This is a genomic window from Desulfoprunum sp. (assembly GCF_053613775.1).
In genome coordinates, this window is record NZ_JBSHXH010000004.1 from 662,823 (window position 1) to 680,711 (window position 17,889).

The following is a 17,889-nucleotide window of genomic DNA, read 5'->3' on the forward strand; positions in this document are numbered from 1 at the left end:
CCCTGCCGTTCCTCACCTCTTCACCCCCCGCTGGGCGCAGTCGCCGCAACCCGGCATGCCGTGGCGCGGTGATCAAACTGCCGCCCCTTCATCTCCGATCTTGAGAGTGAGACGGAAAAAGCCTGCCACCAGGACAGGGAAGCGTTCGGCCAGCCGGCTGTCGACGGTCATCGTATAAGCCGGAGCGGTAGAACAAAATATCCGGGACCGATCCCATCGATACGATCGCCGCCGTCTGCTTTGCCATCCCCCGCCTCGGGCAGAGCTCAGGCTCAGGGCCTCAATGAATCTGATTGAGTCACGCCAGCCGGATATTCCATTTCCAACTCAAGTAAAACAGAGTAGATTCCGCGGCCGGCGGCTACCGGTCCCGCAGAGTATTACTTCCCCCCATCTCCACCCGGAAGAAAATACATCTTCGCATCGATGCCGGAAGGCAGGTTTGGCGTGATTTCCAATAACAAAAAAGGAGAGGAGAGGTAATGGCACTGATTCATGGTACCGGGGACGACGATTATTTGACCGACACCGCGGCAGATGACATTCTGTACGGGTATGTCGGCAACGACACCCTGGTGGCGGCACCGCCGGCTATGATACGGTTAATTCGTCGATCACCTATACCCTGGGAACGAACCTCGAGGTGTTGATCCTGACCGGCACTGCCCCCATCAATGGCTTCGGCAACACGCTCGACAATACCATAACCGGCAATGATGCCGACAACTCCCTCTTCGCCGGAATCGGCAACGACTCCCTCTACGGCGGTGGCGGCAACGACATCCTCTACGGCGAAATTGGCAACGACATCCTCTACGGCGGTGGCGGCAATGACTACCTGGATGGACAGGATGGCGATGACGCGATGAACGGGGGGAACGGCGACGACCTCTACTTTGTCAACTCCACAGGCGACACCGTCACCGAAGAAAGCGTCACCGGCGGCTATGACACGGTCAATTCGTCGGTCACATTCGCGCTGGGACCGAACCTCGAAGTGTTGATCCTGACCGGCGCCGCTCCCATCAGTGGCCACGGCAATAGTCTCAACAACGCCATAACCGGCAACGGTGTGGACAACTTCCTCCACGGCTGGGACGGCGACGACACCCTTTACGGCGGGGGCGGCGACGACTCCCCCTTCGGCCCCATTGGCAACGATTCCCTCGACGGCGGCACGGGGAACGACTTCCTCCGGGGGGATACCGGCGACGACATCCTCAATGGAGGGGCCAATGACGACATGCTTTATGGCGGCATGGGCAACGACACACTCACCGGCGGCGACAATGCGGACAAATTTGTCTTCGATACTCCTTTGGGACCGGCCAATGTGGATGTCATCACAGATTTCTATTGGGCGGAAGGGGATAAGATATATCTCGACAGGGATATCTTTACCGTCCTGGGCAGCTATACAGGCACCCTTTCCGACGCCAACTTCTGGAAGTCCAATTCCGGAATGCCGGTAGGTTCAGACGATTATTTTCTTTACTATACGGACAGCAATTCGCTCTACTATGACCAGGACGGCAGTGGCGGAGCTTATGCCCCGGTCAAGTTCGCTACCGTCAATTTCCACGTCTCAGAAGACAATCTTTACGCTGAAGATTTCACCATCATCGCCTGATCTAGTGCGAAACACCGACCTTCCCCGTCTTTTCGACGGGGAAGGTCGGCCTGTTCAGTCCCGCCCTCGTTCAGATCCACAGGATAATCGCCGCAACCCGCCATGCCGAGGTGCGGCGTTCAAACAGCCGGCCCTTCATCCCCGACCTTCAGCGTGAGACAGAAAAAGCTCGCCACCAGGGCGGGGAAGCGATCGGCCAGCCGACTGTCGACCGTGAACATCATGTTGTAGAACCAGGACGGCAGCGGAATCTTCCGGGCTACACCGCCGGTCATCATATAGGCAAGCGCGGTATAATAAAACATCTGGGATTGATCCCATCGATAATTTCGCCGCAGTTCGTGTTCCCATCCCCTGCCGCTGCAGAAGATCAGGTAGGGTATGGCCATGTTGGCCGTGGACAGCGGGCCGGCCACAGCCGGCAGCCGCGGGGATTGTATGCTGAAATCCGAGGGTTCGTGATGCAGGCGGGTGTAGATCTGCCTCGATAACCGGGAATAGTACGGCTCGACCAGGATGATCCGTCCGCCGGGCCGGAGTCTGCCCCGGGCCTTCAGCAGGAAGACGATCGGGTCCCGCAGGTGGTGCAGCACATTCGTCAGGGTGATCACGTCCAGGCTTGACGGCGCGATCTCCGTGACGCGATCGATCCGATGGGCATCGAAAACATAATCGACGTGATCCAGCGGCATGATATCACTGGTGATGACCGTCGGATAGAAATGCTTCAGCGGCGACATCCCGCTGCCGATCTCCAGAATCCGCAATTCGGAGGCCGACTGCGGATCGCCGAACAATCGTTCGTACAGCCTGTCATACCAGTACAGCAGGTTGGGCTTGGTGAACAGTGCCTCGCGGTTTCTCAATGTCGCAACGAGATCCTGTTCGAATGCCTGATTTTCCATCACAGTTTGACTCAACGCAGTTTGAACCCAGCTATCTGGCGGCGGTCACCGGCACGATTATCCGACGACGTCCGCTCCACTTTATTGAATCTTTGCCAACCGCCAGAAACCCGATTTGACGGTTTGGGTGGGATATGCCAAAGGCCAGGGATACTATTTTCGGATCGATAGGGTACGGAAAGGTGATGGTATCATATCGCCATCTCCGATCCGGGTGGGTAATTTCATAATTCAATTCAACCTGCTGATTATGAAATATTTTTCCTTGAGCGTCTATTAAGTGAAAAAACATGAATCGCCGGCTGTTGTTCTCATCGGGCTTCAGTTCCTCCCACCATATCTCTATTTTCAGCCCATCTGCTTCGTGCTTTATCATCAGCGCATGGAGCTTATACAAGTCGCCGAACCGAATTTCTTCTTCTAAAGCTGTCCGAATATAAGATGCTGCCTCGGAAGCCCTCCAATAACGGTGGGGATTCTCCTTGTTGAAAGCCGCATGCCAGGAACGAGCGGCAACAAACTTTTCAACGTCGCGCTTAAGCTGCACACCATCTATGATTTCCAATAGCCGCACACGAGATTCTGAAACGACTTTAACACCGTTTTTCTCTGTCAATCCACTGAGCCATGCTTCAAAAACCCGATTCTCCAGCTCGAAGCTGTCAATGGCCTGAATCTGGAGGATTGTTTGCCTTGCATCGTCATCTTTTACAGGACGGAAAAGGATATATTCAGAGGATAATAAACCACTAAGACGCGTCACAAATCCATCTGTCCAACTTATCTGTCCTCTCGACAAAAAGGTCGGGAAATCAGGTCTTACGGTCGCTTCATATTGACCAACACTCGCAATTGTTGTTGCGGCAATCCCTGACTGGAACGCATAAACTACTGCATTCTTGCCAGTTTCACGTATTTTTGCCAAAAATTCATGGGCCTGATCCTCTTCCATGCGTAACGTCCCTATAGAGACATTTACTCCCATAGCCATTTGCCAGGGAATAGGAGGGTTTTTCTGCATCAAAATGCCGGCCAAATTCACTGCCGGCAAGAAACAAATCACCATAATCACTGTTCTGGTTCGAACTTTCGCATACTGCCAGACCTTTATAGCTATGGGAACAAGGTAGATGAACCCGATCAACGCAAAAGGGAAAAAATACCTGATTTGATTGCCACCCACCTGCACAACCAACCAGTACCACACACCACCGACCCAAACCAGACAGGCCATTGTCAACAAGACAGGTATTTTTGGTGAGTCGTGTTGTTCATGCAGATCACTGCGACAATACCGACTGGCCCCGTAGATTGAAATAATTGCCATGGCCCAAATGATGACCACTTCGCCGATGCTCCGGTGAATGAACACTGGATATCGAGTTAAAGGCCTGCTCAGTACATCTTTCATTATTACCATTGCCTGCTTGGCATATTCAAAATTTGCTGGGGAGAAATATTCCGACGATACGCAAATAATGACAAAGGATGTAAAGATAATCACCAGTTGGAGAGCACCATATATCAAATAGCGACGCAGTTCGAATGTCTCGCTAGGGTTCCGAAGGGCTGTCCACCATGCCCACATAGCCAGCATAAACCATGACACTCCCAAGAGGGCCATGACCATGAGCCCCGACGGTTTGATCAAGAGTGTAAAGGAAGCCAGTACGCCCCCCAGGCTTAGCCAACGTTGCGACCCCTTGCTCAGGCTTCTCATAAAAGCTGCTGCTGCCAAGGCGGCAACTCCTGCCTGGAAAGTATCGACCATCCCCCAATGCCCGGGACTGAATGATTTCTCCACCCTTTCAAAATGGTAGAACATTGGCAGGGAAGAAAAGAGCAGCGCCACACCCGCCACTCCCCAACCCGCTGTCAGGGCCCGGGACAAGCCAATCGTCATGTAGACGGCCATAACCACACAGACGATTGGAAAAAAAATGGAGCGGAAGTGAAAACCGTGGAAATCAGCTGAAAAGCCAACAGGGAAGGACATCAGGATGGTTCCTGGGGGACGCACTGTCGGCTGAATATTTAGAGGATTGACCCATATCCCATGCTCAATATTTTCCCAGAAGGCTTTTCCCTTCTGGAAGTAGGTCAAGGAATCATAAATCGGTGGCTGCTGACTGTCTGAAGCATGCAACCACAAGGAAATACCAAGAAATATAAGCCATACGATTACTACAATATGTGGAAGCAACGTGATCAATTGATCACGTGGTGACTCGTTCTCCATTATGCCATCTTGTAACTTCTGATATTTCATCAAATGAACCGAATACGCAGTGCGGCAAAGAGCAACATCTTCAGCAGGATCAAGCCATGACGCCAACGCGAAATATTAGTGGTCCCGTATACCCGATCTCGATAGCAGATAGGGACTTCAACTATTTTCAATCCCAGCCGGGCGGCACCGAATAACAGATCAAAATCGCCGAAAGGATCGAACTCCCCAAAATACTTGCGGTGTTTGGCGAGTTTCTCATAATGGTCGCGGGAAAGTACCTTGGTTCCACAGAGGGTGTCACGGAATCGCTGGCCCAGAACAAAAGAAAAAGCCACAGCAAAGAATTTATTGCCGACCATGTTCAAAAAGCGCATGGCCTGACCTTCCATGGGATACACCAGGCGGCTGCCATTGATGAATTCGCCATGGCCGCGAACAATCGCATCATAAAATTTGGGAAGATCTTCCGGCGGAACAGTCAGATCAGCATCGAGGATCATAAGAACATCCCGGGTCGCCAGGGAAAACCCCTTCCTCACAGCGTCCCCCTTTCCTTTTCCAGATTGCTGCGCAATGAGAATATTCCGGGTTGAACCGTATCGTCTCTTTATTTCCTGGATCATCTGCCAGGTGTTATCTGTTGAATTCCCTTCGACGAATATCAACTCATCATCCGGCCCCATGGCCGGCAGACGTTTGACGGCATTCTCGATGTTGCCCGCTTCATTGCGCGCCGGGACGATAACAGAAACGGAAGGCTGAGCCGACGGCGTTCCAGCGTCCGGCAGTGGCCGAACTGTCAGAATATTCAGCATGCTCAGACTTCTGAACAACGGCAACGGGGCAACAAACCGATTCAATATGGCACTGACCAGGGGGATGTAAACCGGGCATAAGATTCTATTATCTGTCCTGACCGGTTCATATCCCGACAACCGTACAAAATTCTCAATGTCTTCCGGTGCCAGCCAATTCTGTTCCGGGGTTTTGATACGCAGGTTCAGTCTTGTGGCCAGGTTCAGCAACGGACGCCAGAGTGAACTGTAATAGGTGATGATGACCCGTGTCGACGAAGTGCAATGATTACGCAATTGCTGCAAAAACGATTGGATGTCGCGCTCGTAATGGATGCAGCCGCTCACCACGACATAATCAACTGTACTGTCGGTGTCAGGTACTCCGGAATCCCATACGCTGCTCTCGGGGAACATGGCCGGCAATAAATCGGAACTGCTGCAGACCAACGCCATGGTGTCGCCCGGTCGCACATACAACCGAATGCTCTTGGCAATTAATTGGTAAAAATATTCGCGCAATCCCATCAATTCATTCCCGCGACAGATTCCGACGCTTACCGCCTATGATAAGTGAATCCGGGGTATGGAGATTATTCTCAACGTCATGACTCAAACCAAAGATATAGTTCGAGTTTGTTTCCCGCCGGCCATATTATGGTAAAAGATGAACCACATGGAGCATCCCGATTGTGTTGGTCTGCATGTCAGCGCAAAATGGAGGAAATGATTATCCGTTAGCACTGCAAGTCCATACGGGTGCATTCCTCATGTGAAGATGTGAGAAGAAAAGATCCAACAAAAGAATCCCTATCTTCACCTGGAACGGAGGAAAACAGGTGGTTGAGGTGAGTCATTCGTAGCTCATCTCTTCCACAAATTCGTGTTCGATTTCAAAAACGCGCCAGGATCTCTCTGGCGATACTGCAAAGGCTGCATCCACAATTATCTGCTGAAGAACAAAGTATATTGACGGATGTGTTCTCGACAGTCTATTGGATAATCGGAATCACTTCCATGATATTATTGAGGAACCTGGGTTGCCGCGATAAACTGAAGCAATGAACCATTGACCGCTGTCCCCGAAATGTTAACTATAATTTTTGTCTTATTGCTCAAAGATGTAAGAAGAAGCGCCAGACCTTGGTTGCCAAGTGATTTGGAAACGTAGAAGGCTCTCGTGGTGTTGTTGGCCCAGTCAGTTGCAGGTATTGTCGCCCCTGTAGTGTTTCTTAACAATGCCAGGACGCCAGTATGAGTGGTCGTAGGTGTGGACATATAAACAGATTCGATTTTCACCTGACATATTACTTCGGCATGAGACGTTCCAGCCGTTGATAAAACCATCAAACACACAAAACATAAGACCAATGCAGATATTCTCGAATTCATTTTAGCCATGGTTGTTCCTCCATTTCAATTGGGACGGTTAGAGCGATCAATAATGTTTGAATTATTTCACTGGTTGATTCAATTCTTTGGCTTGTTTCTCATGCATTTCTTCAAGTTCCGCGAAAGACAATCCGGTAAGAGGGTCGACAGTTGTGGGATCGTTGTGTTTTAGTTGTAGCTCTTTCTCCTGTTGGACATGCAGCGCTTCAGTATTCTTACTTGAAAGGCCGGTAAGCATCAGTAAGGGATCGGTAGGGGGTTTGTCCGATGATGCGGGATCAACCTCTGCTACTGGAGGGAAAATTGTTTCTGGATCATTGATTTCTGCCGCTATCGGTGAAGCCGTTGCCGCAATTTTCGAACCATTGGAAAGTTGAACTTTATCACCCAACGAAATCACCGAAATCGACTTATCCAGGTTGTTAATCGCAACTGAGACATTATACCCTTTCAGTAAACGTGTAAATATTTTCTCTACAGTAACATTACTATATTCACCGCTAACCAGAAACGACTCATCAATGAATTTGAGTTCTACCTTATATCCTGTCTGTTTCTGGACGAGATGGACAACTTCTTTCAAAGGCCTGTTCTTCACAGATATTTCGACACGCAAGTCACCGCCCGTCATTGCGGCTTGCAACAACCCGCTGCAGCAGAGATTGCAAATAACGAAAATAAATATGATCACAAATATCGATCTTGAGCAAAATACAGTACTATGCTTCAATGGGTTCATTATTTCCTCTATCGACGTTTCGTCTTTTACATTGCGGCTGTTTTCAGTGCAAATTATCAAATAAGTGAACAACTGGGAATTGAAATAGGTTCCAGAACAGTTCATTCAATTGCTAGCCAAGATTTCTTTGTAATTGATGATATAAAATTCATTAAAAATTTATACATTATTTCTAGCTATTTTTTTGATATTGAAAATATTGTCTTAAATACTGCGAACAAGGTATTTCGATAAATTTGTATAAAAAATATGATAAAATCAATGTAATGCCAGAAGCTATCAATACTAAAATAATATCATTGACATTGTCAAATAACGCTAACAGCCTAAAAACAATCTGATGGGAGAGATAAATCGAAAAGCTTAATTCTCCTAAAAATATAAGTGGTTTTTTATCAAAAAATCAAGATATCAGTCCATTTTCCAAACCGCAAATAAAAATAAATAATCCACTTAGTAGAGGTGTCAATAAATATACATCGATAAGTTGACGAGTAAGTAGCTGAGGGATATTGAAGTTAATACTAATCAATGGTACAAGTGCGTTGAGTACCATACAGAAAGAGAGTCGGTCAAAAATAAATACAATTAATAACAGTTCAATACAACTGGCATAAAAATTATTTAAATTCTTCAACTTATCGAACATTAACATAAATAGTTTCGCTAACGCCATCCCCAACAAAAATGCCATAATTCGATTTGTCGGCAACATATGAAGCAACCAATGCATTTGAAACCAATCACTGTTATTGTCCACAATATAGATAACGGATATAATTAATGATATTATGGAGAAAAAAAACATGATCAAAAAGTTTTTCCGAAAGTCGAATTGTATAAAAACAAAAGCAATATAAAAAAAGAAGAGTGTTGAAATTGCCCAACCAGCAGCATTATAGGCAAAATGAATATTTATCGAACTGAACCAGGACTGCAGGAGCAGGAGATTAGCCATCGTACTGACATACCCTGTGCCTGACCATAAATTACGGAAGTAAATTACTGCAAAGCTGAGAAAAAATGTTGCAAGATATAGCGGATAAAGTCTTGCAAATCGACGCCACAAAAATTTGACAGCGTCTTGACGAGTAAGGATTTTTTTATAGTTAATTGTTAAAAGAAATCCGGACAAAACGAAAAATAACGTAACCCCAAGCGTAGCCCAACCCGACTTTGGTGTCCATCCAATCAGTTCCCGAAGATGCTGAACAGCTACCGTCATAATCGCGAAAAACCTTAACGATGTGAGGCTGTTCATTTTTCCAATGTTCATACCTTTTGAACTTCCCCAATCTTGCTGTTGACATCTACGATCAATTTACTGCCCATCTTCAATATCTCGTATAGCTTCTTCCTCAGTCGTCCAAGCAGTAAGCGTAATAACTAAACCATAACCCGTGTACTGACTGGATACAATTATATATTTGAGTATATCAGGTCCGAAATATCCATTATGGAATATTGTTCATCTTCTTTTCCAGTTCTCCTATCCGCAGCGCCTGGGCCATGACAATTTCCGTCAGAGTCTGCAAAATGATATCTGTATTCACTCTTGGATCATCTGTCGCATAGCCGTCTGATGCAATCGGATCCAGGCCATGGTTTTCCAGATACTCATTCATTCTGTCCCTATCCTGTTTGAAAAGCTCGCCTACAAAACGTAGATCTTCATTATTGGGAAGAATGTTCTGGAGAAATTGGTTCGGAGTCGAATTCAATGTCAGATATTTTTTGATGCTGTTATCAAATCTGTCGGGCAAAACCGGATCTTCTATCCGGTTATTGAATACCGCACGCAGATAGATCTCCTCAAGAGCAGGCGATTCATAGATCCTATGTATTTCCATGTCTGCAAAATCTATGTGGCATACCTTCAGAAAATCTCGTGTGGTATCGCCAACGGCATCCATATTTCTTACCGTGAGAGACTCGGGTGCATCGTCGATAATCGGTTTCAGCAATTCAAAAAAATTCACTTTCCGCCGTTGTATCCATTCCCGAAAAGGGATAATCCGGCCGGGATTTGTTTTATGGTTGATCCCCCATTGAATATACGCCGACTTCGCCCATTTTTCATATTGGCGTATGTACACTACAATTCGGACCGTGACCCCCAGTTCCTCAATTTTCTTGAGGGCGCCTCTCGTCTTTTCAATCCTGCCAAGAAATGATTCATTACTCCATATCAGGGTATGTATTCCATTCCGTCTTGCATTTTCAATTGTGTCCTGAAAAATCTGATGAAGTGAGTTTTCCGTTTCTTCTGCTGTAAGCTTATGAAACTCTTCGATCAAAGCCGGTTTCTGCCATGAATAAAAATTGTTGTACGCCCCTTCCAGCATCAACCCTAAATACTTGAATCCCTGTTTTTCCAACAACTGCTGATTATGATGCAGGGTATATTGTATCGAACTTGTTCCGGTCTTGCCGGCACCTACGTGCCAGATCAGATTTATTTTGCCGTTATTTCCTTTCGGTGGTTTTTTTTTAAAAAATGAAAGCATCAATTTTCTCGCATGATCGACTGTGAAAAGACCGTACAGACTCCTGTACCAAGGGACAGAGAAAGCCATAATTGTACCTTTCAAGGACTCTCACAAGCCCAATCAACGCACTGATTCGATTCCCGGCCATACCTTACCCCTTCGCCCATTTCCAATACCGCTCGCACCCATCCCGCAACGACACCTCCGGTTCCCAGTTCAAGGCCTGGCGGGCCTTGGTGATATCCAGAACGACCTTCTTGACATCAAACCCGCGGGGAGGAAGATATTGTATCTTCGCAGTGACACCGGCGATATCTTCAATGAGGGATAAGACTTCCCGCAGCGATGCCCCCTGTCCGGATCCGACATTATACACCCCGGCGAGGTCCTTTTTGATGCTCTGGACAATAAACGAAACCAGATCGCTTATATAAAGATAGTCCCTGACATTTGAACCGTCACCCCAGATCCGGATCTCGTCGCCCGCGATAATCCGCTGGAAGAATGTCGGGATAACCCCCTGAACCCCCAGATGTCCCTGGCGTGGGCCGTAAGGATTGGACACGCGCAGCACCAGTGACCTCAGACCGTACTGATTGCCGAACATCTCGATGTAGTTCTCGATGGCGACCTTCACAATGCCGTACGACGAGAGTGGATTTCTCTCGTGGTGTTCGGGGATGGGGACATATTTGGTGTTTCCATAGACCGTACCTCCCGATGACAGGAACACCAGGCGGTTGATCCCCATGTCACGCATCTGCTGCAGCAATCTGACTGTCGACAGCAAGTTGCCATGGATATCGGCGACAGGGTCCAGATTGGCGGTCGAAGGAACCGTCGTGCTGATCAGGTGAACGACGATATCCACATCGACAAGTGCCTCGGCCACGCTTGCCGAGTCGGCAAAGTCGGCATATTGATAATCGACTCCATGCAGCGGTTGAATCTGCTGGCACCCTGATTTAGCCAGCACGCGGACCCGGGCTCCACCTGCAACCAGGGCCTCCACCAGATGAGAGCCGATAAAACCATTTCCGCCAAGAACCAGAATCCGTACGTTCATCGAATTATCTCGTTATACCTGGAACATTGGTCATTGCTAAGCGATAACCGGTTTTTTGAGCGACAAAGGGCAACAGCCTTTCGATCGCATGGAGCATAGTGCCGTCGTAAGGAAGTGGTTCCTCGGGGTAATCCTCCCAACCGAATTGTCCTGCGAAAATGGGACGAAGCGCGTCAACCCTGGCCCAGAACATGGTGCCGACGGGAAAATTGAAATGCCGTTCGGGCAGTTCCCGGATGTCGAATCGACGCGCCAGACTTTCGGCGATGGCTTTATTTCCTGACCAGTCGACCACCCAGGGATCATCGGGGAACACGAGCCCCAGTTGCTCGTTGTCGGCCATTCGGGCAAGAATGGTCGAGGCCATGGGAGATTGTTTGCCGAGAAGGTTCTCCAGCAGAAATCCGGACCAGATTTTCCCCATGTTCGCGTCTTTCACATCACCGCTTTTTTTCGTATGGACATGGCCTATAATTTCATAGTTCTTCGTGATTGTTTCGGAGAATTCGGTCAGCAACGGTCCAATATCACGTCCCCGATTCGGTACGATCCGGATATCGACCGTTCCATTCGCGTATCCGTTCGTCAGAGCTTCAACTTCTCTGGCTACGTCAGCGGTGGGCACACTGATCAACAGATCGAGGGCAAGAGGCTGCCCCTCAAGCCTTTCAAGAATATCTGTAAAGAGCTCGACGAAGAAAACGTGTACATGCAGCGCCGTTCGCAATGGTTTTGAAATGTCCCCGGAGGAGGAGGCGGGGGGTTGTATCAGCTCGCACACCCATGGTCCTTCAGGTTTTCCGGCTTCTATATACGCTGCCAAGGGGTTGGCGCCCGGCTGGGATACCCCATGGCTGTCAGCATACATCCCGGGGTGAAACCCGGGGAAAGGTTTCCTCCTGTCAACGCCGCTTGCCCATGACCGTACAAAAACTCGCACGGCCTCCGATCGATTGCGAGCAGGCCAGAACGGCGGTGAGTAAAAATCAGGATCAAAAGAACCATCCGCCTCAATCACGGAACAGTCGTTCTTTTCGTTCTGTTGCTGGATAACGGAATCCAGGGCCTGCCGTTCCAGGGAATCGACATACGTCCCCATGTTGAACAGCTTCTCTCCGACCTGCCTGCATTCCTCGCCGAGGCTGGCCCTCTGGTCCGCATCATCGATCAGGGCAGCGAGACGGTGTGCGGCCCGCTCGACATCCAGATAGGGGACGACACAACCTTCACCGAGTCCGTTTTCCTTGAGGAGATCGGCAATTCCCGTGGTGTTGTCAAAACAGATCACCGGCAATCGGTACGTCATCGCATCGATCGCCACATTGGGGAGCGGATCGAGCCGTGAACTCAGAAAAAGAATGTCCGAAAACTGGTACGCCAGGTCTATCTCGGGAATCTCCCCGGTAAAAAACACGTAATCCTTCAGACCGGCCCGGGTTATCTGATCCTGCAGATACACCGAATAGGCCATATCCGTATCAGGCCTGAATCCATCGCCAACCCAGACGAAGCGAAAAGGAGCCGCAGGTTGAAGAGCGACCACCCGAGCGGCACAGGCCAGAAAGAGATCAACGCCTTTGCGTAGCTGGACGGCACCGGCACCGAGTATGACCACCGTGTTGTCGGGGATCGAGTCGGGCCGCAGCAATGTGCGGATTTTTTCCCCTTTGGTGTCATCGACACTCAGCTCCTGTCCGGCCGGCACCTCGCATCTCCCCTGAGGCAGGATAACTGAACGGTTTTCCTTCAGTTCATCACATTGAGCGGCGTTGTTCTCGTAAACGATCCGGGCCGAAAATACGATCTGGCTGGCCCACAGCAGTACCTCACGGATTGCATTTCTGGGGTGGGTATATGAGGCAAATTCATGGACAAGACAAAGGGTGGGAATGAAACATCTGGCCAGGACCGGCAACACAGCTCTGGATACGATGCTGTTGACCACCGCGAATTTCAGCCCCAGCCGGGGCAGCAGTCTTTCCAGGACTGCCGCAGCAATATACGGGTTGTACGCCTGGGGAAACGGCTTCAGCACAACATCGCATTTGTCCTCGAAATCAGCCATCAGATCCCCTCCCCTGAGCGAAAGGGCGATGACGTTATACCGGTGATGGAAATGCTCAGCTATATTCAGGGCAAGGATCGGCGCTCCGGATCGGCTCGCTTCGTGACTGACGATCAAGACCGTCTCTTTTGATCGATCAAGCTTTTCCAATCCATCGATCTCGAGAAGATCAGGGGCGCAGGGAAGGCGTCCCTCTTTTTTTCCATTTCTGATATAATGAACGTAGGGATCCTGGCCGCGAATATCCGGATACGCCTTGCTATAGAATTCAGCATCGAAATCGGAATCCGCTATAACCGCCGTTCCTTGCCGGTCGCCGGGACCTGCCGGTCCGATGGCAGAATGTGAAGCGGCACCTTCATTCAATCTCCGCAATTTTCCCGGCAGATATCGGCGAAAGGTCCGCAACGGTTCAGTGAGTCGCCAGGATTTTGAATTCAATATTTCCGCCACCCTGGCATCACTGTCCTTCAATCTCTCGACCACCCGGGACAGCTCCCGGATCTGCCGATCCTTTTCAATATCGGAAATTTGAACAGCAGTTAATGATGTATTCAGTTCGGCAATCAATCCGTCTCGTTTGATTATTTCCCGATTGCGTTCGGCGACCGCCTGGTTGAGCGTTGCGATCCGGCCGTTGCGTTCGACGACCGCCTGATTGAGTTCGGCAATCCGCCCAACTTTCTCGGACACCACCTGGTTGAGAGCCGCGAGCCGACGGTCATGCTCGGCACGGATCTCGGTCAAGCGCTGATGACGACCACGAATCAAGCTGATGGCCCTCAGCGCGACTGCCAACTGCTCGTCTGAAAATTGCTCCTTCGCCTCGGGTATTTGAGCATCATATTGAAACAGGTCGAAATCCTGGGCGTATAAACTCCGAATCCGTTCTGCCGCCTTCTCCGTTATGAACTCAGGCAAATACGGAATCAGGCTCTCGTTCATGGAGCGGACTGCAAACGGGTCAGGGATTTCAGGGCCCAGGTGTGCCGCCAAGGCCTCTCTGAGTTCCTGTACATGTTCAATCTGGACCAGTTTTGAGTAAGAAATCAGATCCGGTCTCAGCAGCATCGCCTGGGGGGACCAGTGTGCATCCCAGTAGTTAGGCGTTTCCCGGGAGGCAAGGTGTTCGAGAAAGGCTTCGAAGGCACGAGCGATGTCGGCTTTGTTCTCGATGGCGAAATAGAGAAAATCGCAATTCACATACGGCCTGATCTGCAACGGTTCCCGCAACACCAGTTTCGATTGCCAGGCAGAGAAGATCCGTTTGTACGGGTTCCGTACCACCGCAAATCGAAAATAGTCATCGGAAGTCAGAGGCTCGGCCAGCGCTTCCGGCGTCAACCCTGTCACATCGGGCGCAATTTTATGAAAAACATCATGTATGACCAACTCAGGCGAGGATTCAGAACTGTCTGTCGCTGTTGACAAAACTTTTGAATACCCCTCCAGCGCGGCGAACCACCACTTCAAAGTGGTGCAGGCGACCTTTGGCGTGGCGATGTACAACAGCTTGAAACGATGGGAAAGATAACTATTCCAACGGAGATATTTCAGCAGCTTTTCGTCTCTGATTTCCAAATCAAATCTCATTGTCACTTTATACGTGGATCTGTCATACGTTTTCGTATGACAGCAGTCTTGTTTACCGAGATCACCACCTCAAAATCGCCGGAAGCCGTCGATTGATCAATCAATTTTTGAGGCTCAAATTTATAATCAGTCGCATCATCAAATACAATACGTGCATCAATGCCCAAATGCGGCAACCCACACTCGAAATCCCGTCTGCCCCTTTTCATAACCATGATCCCCATCGATCCGGAGAAGGGCACGGCCTTGTCCAGCCTGGCTGCGACCAGCGCCTCGGTAAAATTGATCATTCCCTCGGCGCACTCGAAACAGGATATAGACAATCGAGCGTCGATCCGGCAATCGGTTCTTCAGAAAATTTCAACCTCGGATTCCCTGGATGAGGCATCAACATACCCGAAAGAATGGATTTTTGGTTCTGGTTTCAAGCGAAACATGAGTGCATCCAGGATACGATGGCAACATGTCTGTTCCTTTTCTCCGGCAGACCAGATACCGCCTCCGACAAAATAGACACCGGGAAGCACTATCATCCTGAAGTGAAATTTTATCCTGAAATTATTCGATTTATCTATATGTTCAATATATTTTCCAATCTCCGGATATCGTTGGCCGGTAATGACCGCGCCGGAAATAGAACGGATATGGATCCCGAAGTACACCCGTTGAATATCGGCCAGGAATCGGCCTGTAACCACGAACTGATATTCTCCGCCCAACCGCAGCACATTGACGGCCCGCCCTTCAGTATCCAGTATCTCGATGGCCTGAATCTCCGCTCCCTGTATGGGATAGACGGTGGTGGTCTCCGGCACCAGCCCGGGATCGAAATGGTCCTGGGCGAGTACCGCGGAAGGGCTATCAGGCACCGAGTCTTTTTTTGCTGAAATTTTAGCCCCCGACTCCTCCCCCGCTACCTGCCGCTGATCCATGGCCTGATATTCCTGAGCCAACCTGATCTGCTCTTCCCGAGGGGCGTAGATCAGTTTCTGGTACGCCCGAACGACCTGCATGGGCTTTGCGCACATCAACCTCCTGCCCTGTTCCAGGAGGATGGCCCGATCACACAATTCGACGATCTGGGGGCCGGAGTGAGAGACGAAAAGAATTGAGGTGCCGTTGTTTTTCAAGGCTTCAAGGCGGGCGAAACACTTTCTCTGGAATTTTTCGTCCCCGACGGCCAGGGCCTCGTCGACAATCAGGATATCCGGTTCGATCGTGGCCTGAACCGCGAACGCCAACCGAACCATCATGCCGCTGGAATAGGTCTTGACCGGCCGTTCGATAAATTCGCCGATGTCGGCGAATTCCGCAATGTCATCAAAACAGGAATCAATCTCGTTTTCACTCAGTCCAAGGACCGCCCCGTTGGTGTAGACATTTTCACGCCCGGTGAATTCAGGGTTGAATCCGGAACCGAGTTCCAGCAGGGCGGCGATGCGCCCACTGGTGCGAATACTGCCGCTGGTGGGATTCAGCGTGCCGCAGACCATCTGCAGCAGCGTCGATTTACCGCTGCCGTTGCGCCCGATGATACCGACCGTTTCGCCTTTTTGAATTTCAAAAGAGACATCTCTCAGGGCCCAGAATTCACGATAATACTGTCTGTGACCTCGCATCAGCATCTGATAAAGACGATCGCGTGGTTTTTCGTATATCTGGTAGCACTTGCAAAGATTCTCTACCTTGATGACGGCATCAGAGGACATCGGCAAATCCTTTCCGGGTCTTCTGAAACCAGGCAAAACCGAGGCAGGCCACAAGCAGCGAACAGATCAGGTAGATGCTCAGCAATTTGAGATCCGGCACCTTTCCCCAGAACAAAACATTTCTTGTCTGTTCGACAACAGGCGTTAACGGGTTGAAGTGCATGACGAACCTGTATCTTTCCGGCAACCTCTCCGCCGAATAAAAGATCGGAGACAGGAAAAGCAGCGCTGTTGTTATGATTCCAACAACCTGCGATACATCGCGCAGATACACGCCAAGGGCCGATAACCACCAGGATAAACCGGCCGTAAACAGCAGCAACGGCAATATCACGACCGGCACGAACACTACTGTCCAATGGGGCATTCCGAAAATTATAAGATACGCCAGCAACCACACCATGAAACTCACCATGGCGTGAAAGAGAGAACTTCCCAGATTGACTACAGGAAGGATCTCCAGCGGGAATATCACTTTCTTGACATAAAGGATATCCCTGGTCTGCTCGATGATCGGGGTCAAGGGGTTGAGGTGCATGATCATTTGAAATCTCTCGGGAAGGCTTGCCGTCGAGTAAAAAATCGGCGAGAGGAACAGCAGCGCGGTGGTAGCGATACTGATAACCTGGGACACATCGCGCAAATACACGCCGATCGAGGCCAGCCACCAGGAGAATCCGGCGGTCAACAGGATCAGCGGCAGAAGGACCACCGGGAGCAGTAGGACCGTGAGGTGTGGCGTGCCGAACAGGAAAGTGTAGGCCAGCAGCCACACGGCAAAGCTGATGATCAGATGGAACAGCGCCCCGCCGATATTGACCAAGGGGAGGATTTCCAACGGAAAAACCACCTTCTTGACATAGCTGGCATTGGCGAGAATGAGACCGGGCGCCCGATTGACGCACTCGGCAAACAGGTTGAATACGATCAATCCGGCGAAGAGGATCAGGGCGAATTGGGTTTTCGAATCACTGCCGGAATGCCATCGTGCCTTGAAAACCACGCTGAAGACAAAGGTGTACACCGTCAACATGAATACGGGATTAAAGAACGACCACAGGATACCCATGAAGGAGCCACGATAACGGCCGACGACTTCCCGATGGATCGAGGTCTTGATGAGATAGCGATTGCGCCACAGACTGGCGACCATTTCCGTTGGGGCCATCGAAAATTGCTGCATCAGGACAACTCCTCCTCCTGCGACCGGCTATCCACCACAACGACATTGAATGCCCCAAATACGGCGTAACGATGACCCAAAATACCTAAAACCG

The 17,889-nt window shown here is 49.8% G+C and carries 14 protein-coding genes; 2 read left to right on the top strand and 12 right to left on the bottom strand.

Annotated elements, in window-relative coordinates:
* The first annotated feature begins 482 nt into the window (after positions 1-482).
* Together ACWGKN_RS07030 and ACWGKN_RS07035 are read left to right on the top strand one after the other, a co-directional pair.
* Entirely contained in the window at positions 483-650 is a 168-nt protein-coding gene (locus ACWGKN_RS07030; protein WP_424254100.1) for a hypothetical protein, read from the top strand.
* The gene (locus tag ACWGKN_RS07035; RefSeq protein WP_424254102.1) at positions 644-1,630 is read left to right on the top strand and encodes a calcium-binding protein; all 987 of its coding nucleotides are present in this window, start codon (positions 644-646) and stop codon (positions 1,628-1,630) included. Before ACWGKN_RS07030 ends, ACWGKN_RS07035 begins: the two co-directional genes overlap by 7 nt.
* Before the next feature lie 119 nt (positions 1,631-1,749).
* On the opposite strand, the gene ACWGKN_RS07040 is transcribed toward ACWGKN_RS07035, so the two are convergent.
* The 12 genes from ACWGKN_RS07040 to ACWGKN_RS07095 all read right to left on the bottom strand — a co-directional run bounded on the left by ACWGKN_RS07040 (position 1,750) and on the right by ACWGKN_RS07095 (position 17,795).
* Positions 1,750-2,535 carry a class I SAM-dependent methyltransferase gene (locus ACWGKN_RS07040; RefSeq protein ID WP_452094933.1) on the bottom strand — a complete coding sequence of 262 codons (786 nt, stop codon included), beginning with the start codon at positions 2,533-2,535 and terminating at the stop codon, positions 1,750-1,752.
* Between the two features lie 31 nt (positions 2,536-2,566).
* Positions 2,567-4,804, bottom strand: a complete 2,238-nt coding sequence (locus ACWGKN_RS07045; protein WP_452094934.1) for a hypothetical protein — start codon at positions 4,802-4,804, stop codon at positions 2,567-2,569.
* Complete coding sequence (locus ACWGKN_RS07050; RefSeq protein WP_452094935.1) at positions 4,804-6,087, bottom strand: glycosyltransferase family 2 protein; 1,284 nt, start codon at positions 6,085-6,087, stop codon at positions 4,804-4,806. Before ACWGKN_RS07050 ends, ACWGKN_RS07045 begins: the two co-directional genes overlap by 1 nt.
* Before the next feature lie 495 nt (positions 6,088-6,582).
* Positions 6,583-6,960, bottom strand: coding sequence for a hypothetical protein (locus ACWGKN_RS07055; RefSeq protein WP_452094936.1), 378 nt, complete (start codon positions 6,958-6,960; stop codon positions 6,583-6,585).
* Between the two features lie 52 nt (positions 6,961-7,012).
* Positions 7,013-7,690, bottom strand: coding sequence for a hypothetical protein (locus tag ACWGKN_RS07060; protein WP_452094937.1), 678 nt, complete (start codon positions 7,688-7,690; stop codon positions 7,013-7,015).
* Positions 7,691-8,093: 403 nt separating this feature from the next.
* On the bottom strand, positions 8,094-8,966 hold the full coding sequence (locus tag ACWGKN_RS07065) for an acyltransferase family protein (RefSeq protein ID WP_452094938.1): 873 nt from the start codon (positions 8,964-8,966) through the stop codon (positions 8,094-8,096).
* A 178-nt stretch (positions 8,967-9,144) separates the two neighbouring features.
* On the bottom strand, positions 9,145-10,266 hold the full coding sequence (locus ACWGKN_RS07070) for a hypothetical protein (RefSeq protein WP_452094939.1): 1,122 nt from the start codon (positions 10,264-10,266) through the stop codon (positions 9,145-9,147).
* A 64-nt stretch (positions 10,267-10,330) separates the two neighbouring features.
* Positions 10,331-11,245, bottom strand: coding sequence for an NAD-dependent epimerase/dehydratase family protein (locus ACWGKN_RS07075; protein WP_035232252.1), 915 nt, complete (start codon positions 11,243-11,245; stop codon positions 10,331-10,333).
* A 4-nt stretch (positions 11,246-11,249) separates the two neighbouring features.
* Positions 11,250-14,891: a rhamnan synthesis F family protein gene (locus tag ACWGKN_RS07080; protein ID WP_452094940.1), complete on the bottom strand. Its 3,642-nt coding sequence runs from the start codon at positions 14,889-14,891 to the stop codon at positions 11,250-11,252.
* Positions 14,892-14,905: 14 nt separating this feature from the next.
* Complete coding sequence (locus ACWGKN_RS07085; protein WP_035232253.1) at positions 14,906-15,193, bottom strand: hypothetical protein; 288 nt, start codon at positions 15,191-15,193, stop codon at positions 14,906-14,908.
* Positions 15,194-15,253: 60 nt separating this feature from the next.
* Positions 15,254-16,522, bottom strand: coding sequence for an ABC transporter ATP-binding protein (locus ACWGKN_RS07090; RefSeq protein WP_452094941.1), 1,269 nt, complete (start codon positions 16,520-16,522; stop codon positions 15,254-15,256).
* A gap of 79 nt (positions 16,523-16,601) precedes the next feature.
* Positions 16,602-17,795, bottom strand: coding sequence for an ABC transporter permease (locus ACWGKN_RS07095; protein WP_452094942.1), 1,194 nt, complete (start codon positions 17,793-17,795; stop codon positions 16,602-16,604).
* Positions 17,796-17,889 lie beyond the last annotated feature (94 nt).